This is a genomic window from Xanthomonas phaseoli pv. dieffenbachiae (assembly GCF_008639345.1).
Taxonomy (GTDB): domain Bacteria; phylum Pseudomonadota; class Gammaproteobacteria; order Xanthomonadales; family Xanthomonadaceae; genus Xanthomonas; species Xanthomonas phaseoli.
Genome location: NZ_CP041380.1, coordinates 4,026,498 through 4,044,329, shown reverse-complemented (window position 1 = coordinate 4,044,329; position 17,832 = coordinate 4,026,498). Strand labels below are relative to the sequence as shown.

Here is a 17,832-nt window from a genome sequence, read left to right as displayed (position 1 = left end):
TGCCAGCAGCCGCATGGAAACGCGCGCTGCTTTTGCATGCATTCAGCCGGGCTGCCTTAGCAAGGAATCCGGCGCGCGCGTTGCAGGAAGGCGATCGCGCGACTGGATCGTCACTCGGAAGGAGCAGGCAATGCGGCGAGTTCTCGCATGGAAGGTGGCGTGGTTGCTGATGGTGGTGGCCGCGCCGCTTGCGGCGCAGCAAGCCGGTCACGTCAACAGCCTTGCCCGTCTGCGTGCCGGGCCGGGTGATGAATACCGGCTGGTGGGCGAAGCCCATGCCGGCAATCCGGTCACCGTATATGGCTGCCTGGAGAACGGCAGTTGGTGCGATGTGCGCGGGTCCGATGGACGCGGCTGGATGCGTGCACAGGCAATCGCGTCCGGTCGTGGCGGCGTGACGACACTGGTCCCGAAGGTCACGTTTGCCCTGGATGCGTACTGGGACGCCCATTATCGTGGCCGCGAATGGACTGCCGAAAGCGAACGTGCGCTCTGGCGCGCGCATGTGCCCGGCGAATCCCTGAGCCTGGACCTGATGGCACCTGGTAATGGTCCGTCGGTGGGCGAGCCCACCATCGCCAAGCGTCTGAAGGACGACACACGTTCAGAGAACGAACGCACCGAACGGCAATGGCGCGAAAAAACAAGTTTCGAGCTGAGTCGGCGGGACCGCAACACGCGGGACGATAGGATAAACGGGTGCAAACGCGCAGGAGGCGAAGGCGATGCCGTACAGGATTGCGTCCTCAGTGCAAAACGGGATTACTACGACTCGGTTCGGAGCAGGTGCAATAGCGCACAAAGCCAGGACAGTAGCGCTACGAGTTGTCTCTCCGGCGCGCAGCGAGAGTACGACGCCGCGATTCGGGAGCGAGAGTCTCGTGCCCGTGACGATCGCTAGCCGGCCGCTCCCCGGTGGTAGTGCAGCCAGCATCGACGGATTGCGGTGGCATAGCGGCGCCGCGTTCGCCGCGCAGTGAGGCAGGCCGACTCAAGTTCCAAGCGCAGCAGTGCGATCACTGCAGCGGCCGGCTGCGCAGGGAGTCGGCACGTCAAGGAGAGTGCAATGCCGGCAATTCAGTCACTGAGCTTGATGGTGTTGATCGCAATGGCCACGCCGGTCGCGGCGCAGCAAACCGGGCACGTCGACAGCCTGGCCCGTCTGCGCGCCGGCCCGGGCGATGAATACCGGCTGGTGGGCGAGGCCAAGGCCGGCAATCCGGTCACCGTCTATGGCTGCGTGGAGGGCGGCAGGTGGTGCGATGTGCGCGGGCCCGATGCGCGCGGCTGGATACCGGCGCAGGCAATCGTGTCCGGTCGTGGTGCAGTGACAAGGTTGGTCCCGAAGGTCACGTTCGCGCTGGATGCGTATTGGGACGCGCATTATCGGGGCCGGGAATGGACGGTCGAAAGCGAACGTGTGCTGTGGCGCCAGCATTCGCCCGGCGATTCCCTGAGCCGGGAGATGATGGAGCCCCGTCGCAATGAGCACATACGTGCAGAGAACGAGCGCATCAAACGTGAAACGGCCGAGATTGATCGCGCCGCGTTCAATCGGCTAGACCGCGACAGGCGGGACGATAAGATAAAAAGATGCGAACGTTCTGGACGTCAGTCCAGTGATGTGCAGAGTTGTATCTCCGGCGCACAGAGAGATTACGACGCAGCAATTCGGGAGCGAGAGTCTCGTGCCGAATACGAACACAGGATGCGCGGCCGATAGTCTCGTGCCCGGGACGACCGCTAGGCTGCCGGAACACATACGCCTGGAACACGGCATGTGCCGGGCGTCCATCGCACACCATGTGCGTGCCGCAGTGGCATACCGTCCGAGCAGCCTGAACACCAGGCCATGGCTGTCGTTGCGCTAGTTGGTACTGCGTTGTCGTCATCGCCGCCACACGACGGCCGCCGTGCGGTGGCGATGACGGGCTGCCGTCACACCCGGCCGAACACCAGTGCCGCGTTGGTGCCACCAAAGCCGAAGCTGTTGGACATCACCGTGTTCAAGGTCGCGTCCTGTGTCTGCCGCAGGATGGGAAAGCCTTCGGCACGCGGGTCGAGTTCTTCGATATGCGCCGAGCCGGCCATGAAGCCATCGCGCAGCATCAGCAGGCTGTAGATCGCCTCGTGCACGCTGGCCGCACCCAGCGAGTGCCCGGAGAGCCCCTTGGTCGACGACAGCGGCGGCACGTTGTCGCCGAAGACCTCGCGCACCGCGCCCAGTTCGGTGACATCGCCCAACGGCGTGGAAGTGCCATGCGTGTTGAGGTAATCGATCGGGCGATCCAGCCCCTGCATGGCCATGTGCATGCAGCGCACGGCGCCTTCGCCGCTGGGCGCGACCATGTCGGCACCGTCGGAGGTCACGCCATAGCCGAGCAGTTCGGCATGGATGCGCGCACCGCGTGCGATGGCGTGGTCGTAGTCCTCCAGCACCAGCATGCCGCCGCCGCTGCCGATGACGAAGCCATCGCGCTGCGCATCGTACGGGCGCGAGGCCACGGCGGGGCGATCATTGAAACCGGTGGACAGCGCACCCATCGCATCGAACATCACGCTCATGGTCCAGTGCAGTTCTTCGCCGCCACCGGCGAACATCACGTCCTGCGCGCCATGCCGGATCAGATCTGCCGCCGCACCGATGCAGTGCGCAGAAGTCGCGCACGCGGCCGACAGCGAGTAGCTCAGCCCGCGCATCTTGAACGCGGTGGCCAGCGATGCGGACACCGACGAACACATCGTGCGCGGCACCATGTACGGGCCCACCTTGCGCACGCCACGGTTGCGCAGCAGATCGGCGGTTTCCACCTGCCATTGGCTGGAGCCGCCACCGGAGCCGGCAATCACGCCGGTACGCAGGCCGCTGACCTGCTCGGCATCCAGGCCCGCATCGACGATCGCCTCGCGCATTGCCAGGTATGCATAGGCCGAGGCATCGCCCATGAAGCGCTTGAGCTTGCGGTCGATCAGGCTGTCCAGATCCAGCGCTACCGCGCCGCCGACCTGGCTACGCAGGCCTGCTTCGGCGTGATCGGGTAGCGCGGTGATACCGGAGCGGCTCTCGCGCAGTGCGCTGGAGACGGTGTCCAGATCGTTGCCCAGGCATGAGGTGATGCCCATGCCGGTAATGACGACGCGACGCATCAGAAATTCTCCGTTGAAGTGAACATGCCCACACGCAGATCCTTGGCGGTGTAGATCTCGCGCCCATCCACCAGCATGCGTGCATCGGTCTGCGCCATCACCAGCTTGCGGTTGATGACGCGGCTGACATCGATCTCGTAGCGCACCAGCGTGGCGCTGGGCAGCACCTGGCCGGTGAACTTGACCTCGCCGCAGCCCAACGCGCGACCACGGCCCGGCGCGCCGATCCAGGTCAGGAAAAAGCCGGTCAGCTGCCACATCGCATCCAGGCCCAGGCAGCCTGGCATCACCGGGTCGCCGATGAAGTGGCAGCCGAAAAACCACAAGTCCGGGCGAATATCCAGTTCGGCACGAATCAGCCCCTTGCCATGTGCACCGCCGGCGTCGCTGATCTCGGTGATGCGGTCGAACATCAGCATCGGATCGTTGGGCAGACGGCCGCTGTCGGGCGCAAACAATTCCCCACGCGCGCTGGCCAGCAATTGGTCGCGCGAGTACGTACTTTGACGAATCATGACGAACGTTTCCTGCAAGGAGCGAGAGGCGAGGCGGGCAAGGGTGCATGAGGTCGCGCGGTTCAATCAAACGTTTTATCCGTACGCATGCATGCTGTTTTTCGCTGATTGCGCAGTGCGCAGATGCACTGCTGCATGTGAAATCACGCCGCTCAGGCCTGCCGTCGGCACCTGCGTGGCAGGCCTGCATGGTCGGCCGTGCAGGCGCTGTCGTCGGCTGCTTAACCTCGGCCTTCAGTGTGCGCTCGTGCTCGCTTCGCCAATGCGCGGTGATGTCTCTGGACGCAAAGTGTGAGACGGCGCTGGCTTATCATGAGCATCAGCCTGCGACAGAGAACCCCGCTTGATGCGCAAGATCGTGCACGTGGACATGGACGCGTTCTACGCGTCCGTGGAACAGCGTGACGACCCTGGCCTGCGCGGCAAGCCGGTGGTGGTGGCCTGGCGCGGCGCGCGCTCGGTGGTGTGCGCGGCCTCCTACGAAGCGCGGACCTTCGGTATTCGCTCGGCGATGCCGGCCGTGCGTGCCGAGCGCCTGTGCCCAGACGCGATCTTCGTGCCGCCGGATTTTGCACGCTACAAGGCGGTGTCGCGGCAAGTGCGCGAGATTTTCCATCGTCACACCGACTTGGTGGAGCAGTTGTCGCTGGACGAGGCATATCTGGACGTCACGCACGCCAAAACCGGCATGCAGCTGGCGACCGAGGTCGCGCAGTTGATTCGTACGCAGATCCGCGAAGAAACCCAGCTCACCGCATCGGCCGGCATCGCGCCGAACAAGTTCCTTGCCAAGATCGCGTCGGATTGGCGCAAACCCGATGGCCAGTTCGTGATTGCGCCCAGTCGCGTGGACGCTTTTCTGCTGCCGCTCAAGGTCAATCGCATTCCCGGCGTAGGCAAGGTGATGGATGGCAAGTTGGCGGCACTGGGCATCGTCACCGTGGCCGATCTGCGCCAGCGGCCTTTGGAAGAATTGCAGGCGCATTTCGGCAGTTTCGGTCAGAGCCTGTATCGCCGCGCGCGCGGTATCGACGAGCGCCCGGTCGAGCCGGATCAGGAAGTGCAATCGGTGTCCTCGGAAGACACCTTCAGCGAAGATCTGGCGCTTGATGCACTGGATCCGCACATCCTGCGGCTGGCCGAAAAAACCTGGCTCGCCACGCGCCGCACCGAACGCATCGGGCGCACGGTGGTGCTGAAATTGAAGACCTCGAATTTTCGCATCCTGACGCGGTCCTACACGCCCGAGCAGCCGCCTACCTCGCAGGAGGCGCTGGCGCAGATCGCCCTGGCATTGACCCGCCGCGTGGAGCTGCCCGCGCAGACGCGCTATCGCCTGGTCAGTGTGGGTTTGAGCGGTTTCAGCGCTATCGAGGAGGGCGCGGTGCAGGGGCAGTTGTTCGGTCAGATGCCGCCGTTGGAGTAAGCGTTCCATGCTGCACCGCGTGTGGGCATGCGGCGATGACTGCATCTAGCGCAGGCGGCGAGCAATCCACGGCGTTCGGCAGTGACATGCGCTGAATCTTGCACTGCGTACACTGCGGCTCTCCCACCCACGAGGCCGTCCGAATGTTTCCGTATCCGCTGGTGATCTTCGACCTGGATGGCACGCTGGTGGACAGCGCACCCAATATTGCCGAAGCGCTCAACGGTACCTTGCAGGAGCTGGGACTACAGCAGTTCAGCGAAGCCACGATCCGCAGCTGGATCGGCGAAGGCGTCAAGGTGTTGCTTGCCACCGCATTGCGCGAAGCCGGCAGCACGCGCGATGCCGATGCGGAAATGCCGGTGATGATGCGCCATTACCAGGCGAGCCTGCTGCACGACCCGCAGTTGTACCCAGGTGTTGCCGAGGCGCTGGTCGGCTTGCGCGATGCGGGCGCCACGCTGGCCTTGTGCACCAACAAACCTGCGCGTTTTATCGCGCCGTTGCTGGAGCATCTGGGTATCGCCGCGCATTTCAGCCGTGTGCTCGGCGGCGATTCGTTGCAGCAGCGCAAGCCAGACCCGGCACCGCTGCTGCAGCTTGCCAGTCACTTCCAGCGCAGCCCGCAACAGTGTTTGATGGTCGGCGATTCGGCCACCGATGCCGCCGCCGCAAACGCCGCGAACATGCCGCTGGCGATGGTGCGTTACGGCTACCTGCGCGGTTTCGATGTGCAACGCGCCGGTGCCGTGGCCATCGTCGACGACATGCGTGAACTGCTCGCGTTGCGGTGACTTGCGAGCGCACGATGGCTCAACCGATGCGACGGCAGCGTGCGTGACGGCCGCATGCTCAGGCGTCGGCGCTGAAGCCGATAGCTATTCACCGCCACCTGTTCCGCTGGGCAGCCAGCACCGGTGACACCGTGGTGAGCCGCGTCTGCCGACCGGTGCGTGTCTCGTCGCAGGACCTTGCGCTTCAGGCTCTAAAACGGGCCACGCATTTTGCGACGTAAAGTTGCATGCATGAGTGCGCGCATGCGCCAGCTGCATCGATCCGCCGATTGCCGAGCGCTGCCGGCCGACTCACTCGTCGCGTACTCGCTCTGCATCCGCAGCGTCGTAGAGGTCGGCCGCCGTATCCGAATCGCCATGCGTGTCGTCATTGTCGGCGTGCGCATAATGCACGGTTTCCACCGGCCCGCCGACGGCGCGGCCGCGCACCGGCAGCAGCGCGCTGGCCGCCTCGTATTCGGCGAGCAAGGCATGGCGACGCGCTTCCGGCACGTCCTGCCAATGGCAATCGGCCAACGCGCCTTCCAATGAATACAGCAGATTGAGGCTGGGCTTGAAGCCGGCGCGGCGCACCTTGACGAACGCGCCTACTGCACCCACCGCTTGCAGGTCCTGCTGCGTGCGCAGCCCGACCTGACGCAGCCACGCCGCGCTTTTCGGCCCGATGTTGCGCATCCGCTCGGTGGTCACGCCAGCGCGTCTACGAACAGTTGCGCAATGGCTTCCAGGCCACGTTGGTCGTCGGCATCGAAGCGGTCCAGCTCCGGGCTGTCCAGGTCCAGCACGCCGATCAGCGCATCGCCTTTGACCAGTGGAATCACCAGCTCCGAGCGCGATGCCGAATCGCAGGCAATATGCCCAGGGAACGCGTCCACATCGGCAATGCGTTGGCTCTGCCGGGTACTGGCAGCCGCACCGCACACGCCCTTGTCCAGCGGAATGCGCACGCACGCCGGCAGGCCCTGGAACGGCCCCACCACCAGCTCGCGGCCGTCGTAGAAGTAGAAGCCGGCCCAGTTGAGCGATGGCAACGAATGGAAGATCAGTGCGGCCAGGTTGGCGGCATTGGCGATCCGGTCCGGCTCGCCGTGCACCAGTGCCTGGGCCTGGGCGGTGAGCTGGGCATATTGTTCCGGCTTGCTGCCGGTCAGCGAAGAGGTGGCGAACATCGGCAAAGTTTAGCAGTGGCCGTCTTGCAGCGTGGTTGCGATCGGGAAGGGAATGCGCAAGCGCTGCCATCCGCAGGGCCGCCGAGCCGCCGGCACCACACACCTGCAGAATTCGCCGTAAGCGGTACGGCATGTCCGACACCGCGCGAATCGCGCGCGCCCGACCGCGCACATCGGCACCTGCTCTCACCGACTCCACCGTTGAATCGCCATCATCGGCCCAGGCAACCAGGACCGAGCACATCGGCAGCGTGGCCTGGCCGACAAACGACAACCAATCAACCGGCCTCAGCCGCACGCGCAGCGCGCACGTTATGCTGCGCGCCCTCACGGCAATGGCGGCGCGGCCGCAGGATCAGGCGTATGCAGCATCCAGCTTTTTATGTCACCGGCACCGATACCGGCATCGGCAAGACCATGGGCAGCACCGCGCTGTTGCACGCCTTGCGCGCACGCGGCCATCGCGCCGTCGGCATGAAGCCGGTGGCCAGCGGCTGCGAGCACACACCGCAGGGCTGGCGTAACGAAGACGCGCTGGCGCTGCAGGCGGCCAGCGACCCTCGGCCCGATTACGCCACGCTCAATCCCTACGCCTTGCCGGCGCCGCTGGCACCGGAGCTGGCGGCAGCCGATGTTGGCGTGACGCTGGCGCTGGAGCCCATCGCGCACGCATTCGCGCAATTGCGCGCGCAGGCCGAGATGGTGGTGGTGGAGGGCGTGGGCGGGTGGGCCGCGCCGCTGAGCGCGACCCTGGATCAAGCCGATCTGGTGCGCGCGTTGCAGCTGCCGGTGGTGCTGGTGGTGGGCGTGCGGCTGGGCTGCATCAACCACGCGCGGCTCACTGCAGCGGCCATCGCTGCCGATGGGCTGCAATGCATCGGGTGGATCGCCAATGAAATCGATCCGCAGATGGAGCGCATCGAAGAAAACATCGGCATGCTGCGCCAGCGTCTGGCCATGCCGTGCTGGGGCCGGATCCCGTGGCGACCGGGCGCCGACGCTGCCGCCCAGGCACACGGGCTGCAGGTGCCGCGCTAGCTCGCACGGCGCGCCTGCGCAGGCAATAAAAAAGCCCGACAGAGGGAGGGATCTGTCGGGCCGGATTGCACGGGGGGAGGGACCCATGCAAAGACGCTGAATTTGATTGGCGGTCTTACTTGCGCCGGGGCTTGCCTGATGCGCCGGCCTGATCGCTGCCGTTTTCGAACTGCTGCTTGGCAAACTGCCCAAGCTCGCTGGACATCTTCAGTCCCAACCCGACTACTTCCTGGTTGACCGAGGCCAGACGTTCCAGGTTGTCGCGCGCTACCTGCAGGCCTTTCGGCCAGAGCGTCTGGTAGGCGCCCAGGTCGCGCGCCTGCGCAAACTCGCCGAAGAAGCTGCTGGTCGCGTTGACGTTGCGTTCCAGCGTCTCCAACGCCAGCTGGTTGGCACGTGCTGCAGCAGACGCGAACTGACTGGTGAAGCTGTTTTCGAACTGCGCCGACATTGCGAACCCCTCGGGGAAAGCCGTGACCGTTTGTTGCGTTGCAACATACGCCGATGCTGCTGCGATGCAACACGTTTCCTGAAGATTTTCCAAATGGCTGAAAAAGCGCTTTTTTATCAATAGATTAGCCAGCCCCCCCCCAAACGACAGAAACCGCCAACTGGCGGCTTCAGGTCACACCACTGCGCCACCGCTCAGCCGCGATAGCGGCAGCCGGAAGTGCAGGTCTCATGCACCACGATCTCGCTCAGCTGCGGCAGCACCGGCTTGAGCTGCTGCCAGATCCAGATCGCCAGGCGTTCGCTGGTGGGGTTTTCCAACCCTTCGATGTCGTTGAGGTAATGGTGGTCCAGGCGGTCGTAGATCGGCTGGAAGGCGGCCTTGATGTCGCCGAAATCCATGATCCAGCCGGTCTCGGCGCCGGGTTCGCCGCTGACATGCAGCTCGACGCGAAACGAATGGCCGTGCAGGCGTGCGCATTTATGCCCAGGCGGCACGTTGGGAAGCCGGTGCGCGGCTTCCAGGGTGAAGACCTTGAAGATGTCCATGATGGTGATTCGGCAAGCAGGAAGAGGGAAGGATGCGGGACTGCGCAGTGCAGGATCCCGCAAGAGCCCGGGCAGGCCGGGACGGACAGAACAAGGGCCGCATCGCGGCCCTTGTTCTCAGCGCAAACCCAGCGCTCAGGCGCCGCGGTTGGCCGGACGGCCATTGCCGCCACGTCCACCATCGCGGCGGCCTGCACCCGCGCCAGCGTTGGCCTGACGCGGCCCGCCACTGCGCTGGCCGCCCGGCTTCTTGGGGCCGGCATGCGCATGCGCCTGACGCGGTGCATCGCCGTGCGGACGACGGGCGTGGCTCTTGCGCGGGGCGCGCTCGCCACCCGGCTGCTCGGCACGGCCCGGCGCGCTGTTGCCCCAACGGATCGGGGTCTGCGGCTCGTAGCCCGGCACGTCGCGGATTTCCACATCGCGGCCCAGCATGCGCACGATCTGGCGCAGCAGCTTGGCTTCGTCCTGCGCCACCAGCGAAATCGCCTCGCCGGTGGAGCCATTGCGGCCGGTGCGGCCGATGCGGTGCACGTAGTCTTCGGCCACCATCGGCAGGTCGTAGTTGATGACCTTCGGCAGCTGATCGATATCGATCCCGCGCGCGGCGATATCGGTGGCCACTAGCACGGTCACGCGGCCGGCCTTGAAGTCGCTCAGCGCGCGCATGCGCTGGCCCTGGCTCTTGTTGCCATGGATCGCCGCAGTCTTGATGCCGGACTTCTCCAAAAACAGCGCCAGCTTGTCGCTGCCGTGCTTGGTACGCGCAAACACCAGGGTCTGCTCGCGGCTGTCCTGCGCCAGCAGGTGCAGCAGCAGATCGCGCTTGCGCGCGCCGTCGACCGGGTGCACGCGGTGGGTGATGCTCTCGGCCACGGTGTTGCTCGGGGTGACCTGGATCTGCATCGGGTTGCGCATGAACTCCAGCGCCAACTGCTTGATGTTCTCTTCGAAGGTTGCCGAGAACAGCAGCGTCTGGCGGTCCTGGCGCGGCAGCTTGGTCAGGATGCGCTTGATCGACGGCAAGAAGCCCATGTCGAGCATGCGATCGGCTTCGTCCAGGATCAGCACTTCGATGCCGGACAGGCCCACGCTACGACGCTCGATATGGTCGATCAGGCGGCCCGGGCAGGCGATCAGCAGGTCCACGCCACGACGCAGCGCATCGAGCTGGTTGCCCATGCCCACGCCGCCATAGATCACCGCGCTGGGGATGCGCAGGTACTTGCTGTAGCCGCGCAGGCTGTCGTGTACCTGGGTGGCCAGTTCGCGGGTGGGGGTCAGGATCAGCGCGCGCGGCTTGCGCGGGCCGTTGACGGTCTGCGGCGCGGTGCCCAGGTGCTGCAGCAGCGGCAGGCCGAAGGCAGCGGTCTTGCCGGTGCCGGTCTGCGCGCCGGCCAGCAGGTCGTGACCGGCCAGCACCAACGGGATCGCCTGCTGCTGGATCGGGGTGGGGGTTTCGTAGCCCTGCTCGGCCAACGCGCGCAGCAGGAAGGGCGCAAGGCCCAGGGATTCAAACGACATCAGGAAGCTCCAAGTAAAGCGTCGCCGCCAAGCCAAGCCCGGAGCGCAAACGCATTGCAGATGCAAGAAGGTGAGGCTCGGAGCGTTCCCGTGAACCGCGCTGCGAGATGGTGGATCAACCCGATCAAGAAGCCATGGGTTTGTCGGCACCACGAAAGGCGTCGGGTGGGGCGGGCGAGCGGATCGATCGATCCTGGCCTCGCCGGCTGTCCCTAAGGGAAACGGACGGCCGCATGCAGACCGGTCAAGTGTACTCGCGTTTGGCGCGCTGCACAAAATCGCGGTTTCGCGGTTGTGGTGACGGTCAGTTGTTTCAGGTGCAACCACTGTTGCGGCAGGCCGTACAATCGCCCGATCAGCCACAGCACAGGATGGTCATGAAGCTAGGTTCCCTGAAGGAAGGCGGCCGCGACGGCAGCCTGGTCGTGGTCTCGCGCGACCTGCGCACCGCCGTGCGCGCCACCGGCATTGCGCCGACGCTGCAGCGCGCGCTGGAGGACTGGAGCAATGTGGCGCCGCGCCTGAATGCCTTGTCGGCCTCGCTCAACGATGGCAGTGCCGATGGCGTGTTCGATCTGGATATGCACGCCTTGGCCGCGCCGTTGCCACGCGCCTATGAGTTCGTCGACGGCAGCGCTTACCTGCCGCACGTAGAACGGGTGCGCCGCGCCCGCAATGCCGACGTGCCGGAAAGCTTCTACACCGACCCGCTGATGTACCAGGCCACCAGCGCCGGCTTCTATGGCCCGCGCGATGCCATCAAGGTGATCAGCGAGGACTACGGCATCGACCTGGAAGCGGAGATCGTGGTCATCACCGACGATGTGCCGATGGGCGCCTCGCCCGAGCAGGCAGCTGCGCACATCCAGTTGGTGGGGCTGGTCAACGATGTCTCGCTGCGCAACCTGATCCCGGCCGAGCTCGCCAAGGGCTTTGGCTTCGTGCAATCCAAGCCGCGTTCGGCGCTGTCGCCGGTGTTCGTCACCCTCGACGAGCTGGACGATGCCTGGCGCGACAACAAGCTGCATCTGCCGCTGGTCACGCACGTCAACGGCGCCTGGTTCGGTGCTCCCGAAGCCGGCAACGACATGCAGTTCGACTTCGCCCAACTGATCGCCCACGCCGCCAAGACCCGTCCGCTGTCGGCCGGCACCATCGTCGGCTCGGGCACCATCGCCAATCAGGACACCAGCTTGGGTGCCTCGTGTTTTGCCGAGCAACGCGTGGTCGAGACCCTGCGCGACGGCAAGCCGAGCTCGCCGTTCATGGCCTTCGGCGACGTGGTGCGGATCGAGATGTTCGATGCCAGTGGCGCCAGCATCTTCGGTGCGATCGAGCAGCGCGTCGAGCGGCAGCCGCTGCCATGACGTGCGGCGCAGCGACGGCGGGCGGTTGCGTATGAACGCGGCCCTGGAGCTGTTTTCGTACTGGCGCTCCAGCGCGGCCTATCGCGTGCGCATCGGTCTTGGGTTGAAGGCGCTGGATTACATCGCCCACCCGGTGCATCTGGTGCGTGATGGCGGCGAGCAGCACGCGCCGGCCTACGCGCAACTCAATCCGCAGGAACTGGTGCCGACGTTGCGGCATGGCGATGTGGTGATCGCGCAGTCGCTGGCGATTCTGGAGTACCTGGAAGAGGCATTCGCCGATAGCACGGCGTTGCTGCCGCGCGCGCCTGCCGAACGCGCCCGGGTGCGCGCACTGGCGCAGCTCATCGCCTGCGATGTGCACCCGCTCAACAATCTGCGCGTCATGCAGGTGCTGGAGCGCGAGTTCGCACTGGAGGCTCCGCAACGCCAGCAGTGGACACGGCTCTGGATGGAACGCGGCTTTGCGGCACTGGAAACACAGCTGGCGCGCGATGCGCAGACCGGGCGCTTCTGCCACGGCGATGCGCCGGGCCTGGCCGATTGCGTGCTGATCCCCCAGCTCTACAACGCGCACCGGTTCGAGGTGGATCTGGCGCCGTATCCGACCCTGCGGCGCATCGAGCAGGCCTGCCTGCAGTTGCCGGCCTTCGATGCGGCACGGCCGGAAATGCAGGTGGATGCGGTGGCGTGAGGGCAAAAGGTTGCGGCCCTCATCCGCCCTTCGGGCACCTTCTCCCGTAGGCACGGGAGAAGGTCAATCAACCGCTCGGCGGCACTTGGGCATCTTCTCCGGCGGCGCGAGAGAAGGGCAGGCAGGCAGTTACCTGATCCGGCAGATGGCGCCACGCAAGGCGACATCGGAACGTAAGTTTGAGAGCGTCGGCACCGGGGCCTAAAAGCACCGTGCGAGCGCCGATCGCTCCCTTCTCAGCAAGCGGGAGGCCGCTGATCTCTCCCTTCTCCCGCAAGCGGGAGGCCGCCGATCTTCCTTCTCCCGCAAGCGGGAGAAGGTGGCGCGCAGCGCCGGATGAGGGCGCGGGTCGCATCGAGGAGCGCGCCGCAGAGCCCGCCCTGAATGACCAGGATCCAGCAGCCCCCGGCGCCGCAAGGTCGCCGGTCGTCGCCGCCCAACCGATCAGATGAACCCGTGACTGATCTTCGGTGCCGCGGCCGCTTCGTAGTCCGCGTATGGGTCGTGTTCGCCGGAACCGCCTTCGGACAGGCGGAACTTCAGCGCCAGGCCGTCGCGCGAATCGGCCGCGCGCAACGCTTCTTCCTGCTCGATCTCGCCGGTCTTGACCATCCGGAACAGGCATTGGTCGAAGGTCTGCATGCCTTCTTCCAGCGACTCTTCCATCGCTGCCTTCACCTCGTGTACCTGGCCGCGGCGCAGCAGGTCGCGGATCATCGGCGTGTTGAGCAGCACTTCGGTGGCCGGTCGGCGACGGCCGTCCACGCCCTTGACCAGACGTTGGGAAATGACCGCGCGCAGGTTCAGCGCCAGGTTCATCAGCACGTTCTTGTGCGCGCTTTCCGGGAAGAAGTTGAGGATGCGCTCGATGGTCTGGTCGGCATTGTTGGAGTGCAGCGTCGCCAGGCACAGGTGGCCGGTTTCGGCGAACGCAATGGCCGCCTCCATGGTTTCGGCATCCAGGATTTCGCCGATCAGGATCACGTCCGGCGCCTCGCGCATGGCGTTCTTCAGCGCGCTTTGGAAGGCGTGGGTGTCCAGGCCGACCTCGCGCTGGTTCACGATCGACATCTTGTGCTTGTGCAGGTATTCGATCGGGTCCTCGATGGTGAGGATGTGCCCGGTGGTGGTGCTGTTGCGGTGGTCGATCATCGAGGCCAGCGAGGTCGACTTGCCCGAACCGGTCGAACCCACCACCAACACCAGCCCGCGCGGGGTCATGATGACGTCCTTGAGCACCTGCGGCAGGTTCAGCTCTTCAATGCTGGGAATCCGGCTGCGAATGGCGCGGATCACCATGCCCACTTCGCCGCGCTGCTTGAACACGTTCACGCGGAAGCGGCCGGCGTCTGGCAGGGCGATGGCCATGTTGAGCTCGAGCTCGCGCTCGAACTGCGGCACCTGGCCTTCGTCCATCAATGAGTAGGCGATTTTCTTGACCATCCCCGGCGGCAACCCCGTATTGCCGAGCGGGTAAAGCTTGCCCTCGATCTTGATGTACACCGGCGCGCCGGTGGTCAAGAACATGTCCGAGGCATTCTTTTCGGTCATCAGCTTCAGGAAGTAGCCGATATCCATGCGCAATGGTTCCCCAACAAACAGCAGCGTCTCGTTGCAAGTCCGCCGCAGGCTTCCGACAATGGCCGTGCTCGAGACTTCTCGCTACGGCTCCCCTAATGACGGCTAGCTTCGCATACTTGCGGCGATCCCTGTATGGCATCGCCTGTTTCATGGTTCTTTCCTCTCCGGCCGCCGCCCAGGTGGCACCGGAGCTCACCGCCGCCGAACAGGCCGTGCAACGCGCTACCCAGGCCGATGCCGACCAATACGCACCGGATTTGGTCAACCTGGCCCGCCAGGAATTGATGCAGGCCCAACAGGCGCAACTGGACAAGCGCCAGCGCAAGCAGGTGCCCCAGATCGCCTTGCGTGCAGCCGCCGACGCCGACCTGGCCAAGGCCCGCAGCGAAGAAGCGGTAATCACTGCTCAGTTGGAACAGCGCAGGAAGGAAGTGGCGCAGTTGCAGAACACCCTCAATACCGGGGAGGGCGGCCGATGAACCTGCGCCCCTTGCTGTATCTCGGTGCCTTGAGCCTGGCGACGTTGCCGCCGCTGGCGATGGCGGCCAAGGACGACCCGCAGGCCGACGCGCTCAACCGGCGCCTGGCCGCGCTACAGAACGACCCGCAGACCAACGATCTGGCGCGCTTTGAGCGGTTGCAGGCGCAGCAAAGCGTGGCTGCGCTGGCCGAGGCCAAGCGCCGCGACCGCGACGAGCTGGTGTTCCTGGCCGACCGCCGGGTCGAAATCGCCGAACTCACCGCCCGTACCGCGCTGGCGCGGCGCGAATTGGACCGCCTGGAAGGCACGCGCAACGACTTGCTGATCGAAGCCAGCCGCCGCGACGCGGCGCGGGCGCGCCAGGAGGCCGAGCGCCTGCGCGTACAGGCGCAGATCCAGGCCGAGGCTGCCGAGCAGGCACGCCAGGCTGCCGAACAGGAAGCACTCGCCCGCCAGGACGCCGAGCTGGCGTTGACCAGCGTGGCCGGCAAGCAGACCGCCAAGCTCAACGCGGCCCAGCAGAAGGCCGTGCAGCTGGCGCATGAAGAGGCCGAGCTGGTGGCCGGGGCCAAGCTGCCGCCCGCCAAGTTCGACAGCCGGGGCGAAGTGTTTTCCCTCGGCAGTGGCGCCTTCGGTGGCAAGGCGGCGTTGTCCGGGGATGCCGCCGGGCAGGCCAAGGCATTGGCCGAGTACCTGAACATCGGCAAGAAGGGCCGGGTCAGCATCGTCGGCTTCGATACCGATGCCGCCATTGCCAAGAAGCGTGCCGAAGCGCTGCGCGATGCCTTGGTGGCCGGTGGGGTGTCTGCCTCGCGGCTGCAGGTCACCGGCACCAAGGGCGCGGTCAGCAAGACCCGCGCGGCCGAGGTCGTTGTCGCCCCCTGATTGCAATTGTTGCAAGTGGTTGGAAGTTAAGGTCTTTTAACCCGTGCATGACGCCCGGTTGAACCGCGGTCACTGATTGAGGCAGGGAACGGCAAATGCGGCCGTTTCGGTCTTGAACCCCCTTCGCGACCGGCGTAGGGTCGTACCTCCGGGCAGCAACTCCGCGGCCCGGGAAGTACGGAGGGCCGGGCCAGTGATGCAGAGGCACGCAACGAGACACATTGGTGGAGTGGTTGTTGGTGGTTCCGCCGGTGTGTCGGCCTTTGCAACGCGTTGGTCTTCCATCCCCAAGCTGCGCCCCGTGCCTTCGCTGGCCGGGGCGTTCTTGTTTTAAGTGAAGGAGGTAACGCCATGTTTGAAGGGCAACCGCAGACCGAAATCGACGCATTGATGAAGTCCGATCCCCAGTTCAAGCAGCTCTACCAACGCCACAAGCTATTGAACAAGAAATGCATGGATGCCGAACTCGGGGTGCTCCCGATCGACGACGTGACCTTGGGCCAGATGAAGCGCGAGAAGTTGCAGGCAAAAGAAAAGCTCACCCGCATGTACGACCAGCTCACCCACTGATCCTTCCCCACTGCTAGAACAAGTTCACCGTCGCGGGCGGTGGCGGCCTCCTCGTCGGCTTGCCACCGTCCGCGTCTTTATTTGGCGCCACGGTTCCTGGCGGAGGGCAGATCGGCTGCCGGTTGAGCCTGTTTGTTCACCGGCCTGTGCAATCGGTTCAATGCTGAATGAGCATTCCCCGGCGGTTCGTCGGATAATGACCGGTCTAGCCCGCGTGGCGCAGCGACGATATCCCGATGGCGATTCATTCCTCCGTACTCGAACTGATTGGCAACACGCCGATCGTCAAGGCCCAGCGCCTGGACACCGGCGTCTGCGAGCTGTTCCTCAAGCTGGAGGCGAATAATCCTGGCGGATCGATCAAGGACCGCATCGGCCTGTCGATGATCGAAGCGGCCGAGCAGCGCGGCGACCTGAAGCCCGGCGCCACCCTGGTGGAAGGCACCGCCGGCAATACCGGCCTGGGTCTGGCCCTGGTGGCGCAGCAGAAGGGCTACCAGCTGATCCTGGTGGTTCCGGACAAGATGAGTCGCGAGAAGATCTTCAATCTCAAGGCCATGGGTGCCAATGTGGTGCTGACCCGCTCGGACGTGGCCAAGGGCCACCCCGAGTACTACCAGGACCTGGCCGCCAGGATCGCAGCCGAGACCCCCGGCGCCTACTTCATCAACCAGTTCGGCAACCCGGACAATCCGGCCGCGCACGAATTCGGTACCGGCCCGGAAATCCTGGCGCAGATGGATGGCCAACTGGACGCCATCGTGTTCGGCTGCGGCAGCTCCGGCACCATGACCGGCCTGTCGCGCGCTTTCGCCAGCGCCTCGCCGCACACCGAATTGGTGCTGGCCGACCCGGTCGGCTCGATCCTGACCCAGTACATCGAAGAGGGCACGGTCAGCGAAAAGTCCGGCAGTTGGTTGGTCGAAGGCATCGGCGAGGATTTCCTGCCGGATATCTCCGACTTTTCGCGGGTCAAGAAGGCCTATTCCATCAGCGACGCGGAAAGCTTCCATACCGCGCGCGAGCTGCTGGCCAAAGAAGGCATTCTCGGCGGCTCGTCCACCGGCACCCTGCTGGCGGCGGCGCTGAAGTACTGCCGCGAGCAGACCACGCCCAAGCGCGTGCTGGTGTTCGTCTGCGATACCGGCAACAAGTATTTGTCGAAGATGTACAACGACTACTGGATGCTCGACAACGGCTTTTTGGAGCGTCCGCAACACGGCGACCTGCGCGACCTGATCCTGCGCCCGTACAACAAGCGCGACACCGTGGTGGTGGGCCCGAAGGATCTGCTGACCACCGCCTACCAGCGCATGAAACTGTACGACGTGTCGCAGTTGCCGGTGATCGACGACGGCGAGCTGGTGGGCATCGTGGACGAAAGCGACGTGCTGCTGCATGTCTATGGCGACGAAGCCCGTTTCCGCGACCCGATTTCCACTGCCATGGTCAGCAAGCTGGATCGTCTGGACGTCGCGTCGCCGATCGAAGCGCTGCTGCCGGTGTTCGACCGTGGCCAGGTCGCCATCGTCATGGACGGCACGCAATTCCTTGGTTTGATCACCCGCATCGACCTGCTCAACTACCTGCGCCGTCGCGTGCAGTGATCGTGCAGTCATCCGGCACCGCCGCGCGCTCGGAT

The 17,832-nt window shown here is 65.1% G+C and carries 19 protein-coding genes and 1 pseudogene; 11 read left to right on the top strand and 9 right to left on the bottom strand.

Annotated elements, in window-relative coordinates; all coding sequences use genetic code 11:
- Window positions 1-154 precede the first annotated feature (154 nt).
- Together FLG15_RS17945 and FLG15_RS17940 are read left to right on the top strand one after the other, a co-directional pair.
- Window positions 155-901, top strand: a complete 747-nt coding sequence (locus tag FLG15_RS17945) for an SH3 domain-containing protein (protein ID WP_057679252.1) — start codon at window positions 155-157, stop codon at window positions 899-901.
- Window positions 902-1,066: 165 nt separating this feature from the next.
- Complete coding sequence (locus FLG15_RS17940; protein WP_057679251.1) at window positions 1,067-1,723, top strand: SH3 domain-containing protein; 657 nt, start codon at window positions 1,067-1,069, stop codon at window positions 1,721-1,723.
- Between the two features lie 215 nt (window positions 1,724-1,938).
- On the opposite strand, the gene fabB is transcribed toward FLG15_RS17940, so the two are convergent.
- Window positions 1,939-3,147 (bottom strand): beta-ketoacyl-ACP synthase I, encoded by a 1,209-nt coding sequence (gene fabB / locus FLG15_RS17935; RefSeq protein ID WP_057679250.1) that lies wholly within the window; start codon window positions 3,145-3,147, stop codon window positions 1,939-1,941.
- Complete coding sequence (gene fabA, locus FLG15_RS17930) at window positions 3,147-3,662, bottom strand: 3-hydroxyacyl-[acyl-carrier-protein] dehydratase FabA (protein WP_017174020.1); 516 nt, start codon at window positions 3,660-3,662, stop codon at window positions 3,147-3,149. The genes fabB and fabA overlap by 1 nt, the downstream gene beginning before the upstream one ends.
- Before the next feature lie 346 nt (window positions 3,663-4,008).
- Here fabA and dinB point away from each other — a divergent pair, with 346 nt between their 5' ends.
- Together dinB and gph are read left to right on the top strand one after the other, a co-directional pair.
- Window positions 4,009-5,088, top strand: coding sequence for a DNA polymerase IV (dinB, locus tag FLG15_RS17925; protein ID WP_150146949.1), 1,080 nt, complete (start codon window positions 4,009-4,011; stop codon window positions 5,086-5,088).
- Between the two features lie 143 nt (window positions 5,089-5,231).
- Window positions 5,232-5,882, top strand: a complete 651-nt coding sequence (gph, locus tag FLG15_RS17920; RefSeq protein ID WP_057680000.1) for a phosphoglycolate phosphatase — start codon at window positions 5,232-5,234, stop codon at window positions 5,880-5,882.
- 291 nt (window positions 5,883-6,173) lie between these two features.
- On the opposite strand, the gene FLG15_RS17915 is transcribed toward gph, so the two are convergent.
- From FLG15_RS17915 to FLG15_RS17905, 3 genes and pseudogenes are all read right to left on the bottom strand, one after another.
- A complete protein-coding gene (locus FLG15_RS17915) occupies window positions 6,174-6,572 on the bottom strand; it encodes a TfoX/Sxy family protein (protein WP_150146946.1) in 399 nt (132 codons plus the stop codon).
- The gene (msrC, locus tag FLG15_RS17910) at window positions 6,569-7,051 is read right to left on the bottom strand and encodes a free L-methionine (R)-S-oxide reductase MsrC (RefSeq protein ID WP_005920832.1); all 483 of its coding nucleotides are present in this window, start codon (window positions 7,049-7,051) and stop codon (window positions 6,569-6,571) included. The genes FLG15_RS17915 and msrC overlap by 4 nt, the downstream gene beginning before the upstream one ends.
- 9 nt (window positions 7,052-7,060) lie before the next feature.
- Window positions 7,061-7,295: pseudogene (locus FLG15_RS17905) on the bottom strand (hypothetical protein).
- Window positions 7,296-7,414: 119 nt separating this feature from the next.
- On the opposite strand from FLG15_RS17905, the gene bioD reads away from it, so the two are divergent.
- The gene (bioD, locus tag FLG15_RS17900) at window positions 7,415-8,089 is read left to right on the top strand and encodes a dethiobiotin synthase (RefSeq protein WP_057687048.1); all 675 of its coding nucleotides are present in this window, start codon (window positions 7,415-7,417) and stop codon (window positions 8,087-8,089) included.
- 115 nt (window positions 8,090-8,204) lie between these two features.
- Here bioD and FLG15_RS17895 read toward each other — a convergent pair whose 3' ends face one another.
- From FLG15_RS17895 to FLG15_RS17885, 3 genes are all read right to left on the bottom strand, one after another.
- Window positions 8,205-8,540, bottom strand: coding sequence for a phasin family protein (locus FLG15_RS17895; protein ID WP_017157246.1), 336 nt, complete (start codon window positions 8,538-8,540; stop codon window positions 8,205-8,207).
- Window positions 8,541-8,734: 194 nt separating this feature from the next.
- Complete coding sequence (queD, locus tag FLG15_RS17890) at window positions 8,735-9,088, bottom strand: 6-carboxytetrahydropterin synthase QueD (RefSeq protein WP_057680003.1); 354 nt, start codon at window positions 9,086-9,088, stop codon at window positions 8,735-8,737.
- Between the two features lie 135 nt (window positions 9,089-9,223).
- Complete coding sequence (locus tag FLG15_RS17885) at window positions 9,224-10,612, bottom strand: DEAD/DEAH box helicase (RefSeq protein ID WP_057680004.1); 1,389 nt, start codon at window positions 10,610-10,612, stop codon at window positions 9,224-9,226.
- 308 nt (window positions 10,613-10,920) lie between these two features.
- Between FLG15_RS17885 and FLG15_RS17875 the strand changes: the two genes are divergently transcribed.
- Together FLG15_RS17875 and maiA are read left to right on the top strand one after the other, a co-directional pair.
- Window positions 10,921-11,979, top strand: coding sequence for a fumarylacetoacetate hydrolase family protein (locus FLG15_RS17875; protein WP_170922358.1), 1,059 nt, complete (start codon window positions 10,921-10,923; stop codon window positions 11,977-11,979).
- 31 nt (window positions 11,980-12,010) lie between these two features.
- Window positions 12,011-12,673 carry a maleylacetoacetate isomerase gene (gene maiA, locus FLG15_RS17870; RefSeq protein WP_057680005.1) on the top strand — a complete coding sequence of 221 codons (663 nt, stop codon included), beginning with the start codon at window positions 12,011-12,013 and terminating at the stop codon, window positions 12,671-12,673.
- A gap of 444 nt (window positions 12,674-13,117) precedes the next feature.
- Here the strand turns inward: maiA and FLG15_RS17865 are convergent, their stop codons facing one another.
- Window positions 13,118-14,251, bottom strand: coding sequence for a PilT/PilU family type 4a pilus ATPase (locus FLG15_RS17865; protein ID WP_017157249.1), 1,134 nt, complete (start codon window positions 14,249-14,251; stop codon window positions 13,118-13,120).
- A gap of 98 nt (window positions 14,252-14,349) precedes the next feature.
- On the opposite strand from FLG15_RS17865, the gene FLG15_RS17860 reads away from it, so the two are divergent.
- From FLG15_RS17860 to FLG15_RS17845, 4 genes are all read left to right on the top strand, one after another.
- Window positions 14,350-14,733 carry a DUF4398 domain-containing protein gene (locus tag FLG15_RS17860; RefSeq protein WP_057679549.1) on the top strand — a complete coding sequence of 128 codons (384 nt, stop codon included), beginning with the start codon at window positions 14,350-14,352 and terminating at the stop codon, window positions 14,731-14,733.
- Window positions 14,730-15,620, top strand: a complete 891-nt coding sequence (locus tag FLG15_RS17855) for an OmpA family protein (RefSeq protein ID WP_057679550.1) — start codon at window positions 14,730-14,732, stop codon at window positions 15,618-15,620. The genes FLG15_RS17860 and FLG15_RS17855 overlap by 4 nt, the downstream gene beginning before the upstream one ends.
- 351 nt (window positions 15,621-15,971) lie before the next feature.
- Window positions 15,972-16,190, top strand: coding sequence for an HP1242/YdcH family protein (locus tag FLG15_RS17850; protein ID WP_003484103.1), 219 nt, complete (start codon window positions 15,972-15,974; stop codon window positions 16,188-16,190).
- A gap of 236 nt (window positions 16,191-16,426) precedes the next feature.
- On the top strand, window positions 16,427-17,797 hold the full coding sequence (locus FLG15_RS17845) for a pyridoxal-phosphate dependent enzyme (protein WP_017157251.1): 1,371 nt from the start codon (window positions 16,427-16,429) through the stop codon (window positions 17,795-17,797).
- The last annotated feature ends 35 nt before the right edge of the window (window positions 17,798-17,832 follow it).

Bases quoted from the DNA above. Each gene is read 5' to 3' on its own strand.
- FLG15_RS17860 (WP_057679549.1), top strand. From the start codon at position 14,350: ATGACGGCTAGCTTCGCATACTTGCGGCGATCCCTGTATGGCATCGCC.
- fabB (WP_057679250.1), bottom strand. From the start codon at position 3,147: ATGCGTCGCGTCGTCATTACCGGCATGGGCATCACCTCATGCCTGGGC.
- bioD (WP_057687048.1), top strand. From the start codon at position 7,415: ATGCAGCATCCAGCTTTTTATGTCACCGGCACCGATACCGGCATCGGC.
- FLG15_RS17850 (WP_003484103.1), top strand. From the start codon at position 15,972: ATGTTTGAAGGGCAACCGCAGACCGAAATCGACGCATTGATGAAGTCC.
- FLG15_RS17855 (WP_057679550.1), top strand. From the start codon at position 14,730: ATGAACCTGCGCCCCTTGCTGTATCTCGGTGCCTTGAGCCTGGCGACG.
- FLG15_RS17845 (WP_017157251.1), top strand. From the start codon at position 16,427: ATGGCGATTCATTCCTCCGTACTCGAACTGATTGGCAACACGCCGATC.
- FLG15_RS17865 (WP_017157249.1), bottom strand. From the start codon at position 14,251: ATGGATATCGGCTACTTCCTGAAGCTGATGACCGAAAAGAATGCCTCG.
- FLG15_RS17940 (WP_057679251.1), top strand. From the start codon at position 1,067: ATGCCGGCAATTCAGTCACTGAGCTTGATGGTGTTGATCGCAATGGCC.
- queD (WP_057680003.1), bottom strand. From the start codon at position 9,088: ATGGACATCTTCAAGGTCTTCACCCTGGAAGCCGCGCACCGGCTTCCC.
- dinB (WP_150146949.1), top strand. From the start codon at position 4,009: ATGCGCAAGATCGTGCACGTGGACATGGACGCGTTCTACGCGTCCGTG.
- fabA (WP_017174020.1), bottom strand. From the start codon at position 3,662: ATGATTCGTCAAAGTACGTACTCGCGCGACCAATTGCTGGCCAGCGCG.
- msrC (WP_005920832.1), bottom strand. From the start codon at position 7,051: ATGTTCGCCACCTCTTCGCTGACCGGCAGCAAGCCGGAACAATATGCC.
- FLG15_RS17895 (WP_017157246.1), bottom strand. From the start codon at position 8,540: ATGTCGGCGCAGTTCGAAAACAGCTTCACCAGTCAGTTCGCGTCTGCT.
- FLG15_RS17885 (WP_057680004.1), bottom strand. From the start codon at position 10,612: ATGTCGTTTGAATCCCTGGGCCTTGCGCCCTTCCTGCTGCGCGCGTTG.
- maiA (WP_057680005.1), top strand. From the start codon at position 12,011: ATGAACGCGGCCCTGGAGCTGTTTTCGTACTGGCGCTCCAGCGCGGCC.
- gph (WP_057680000.1), top strand. From the start codon at position 5,232: ATGTTTCCGTATCCGCTGGTGATCTTCGACCTGGATGGCACGCTGGTG.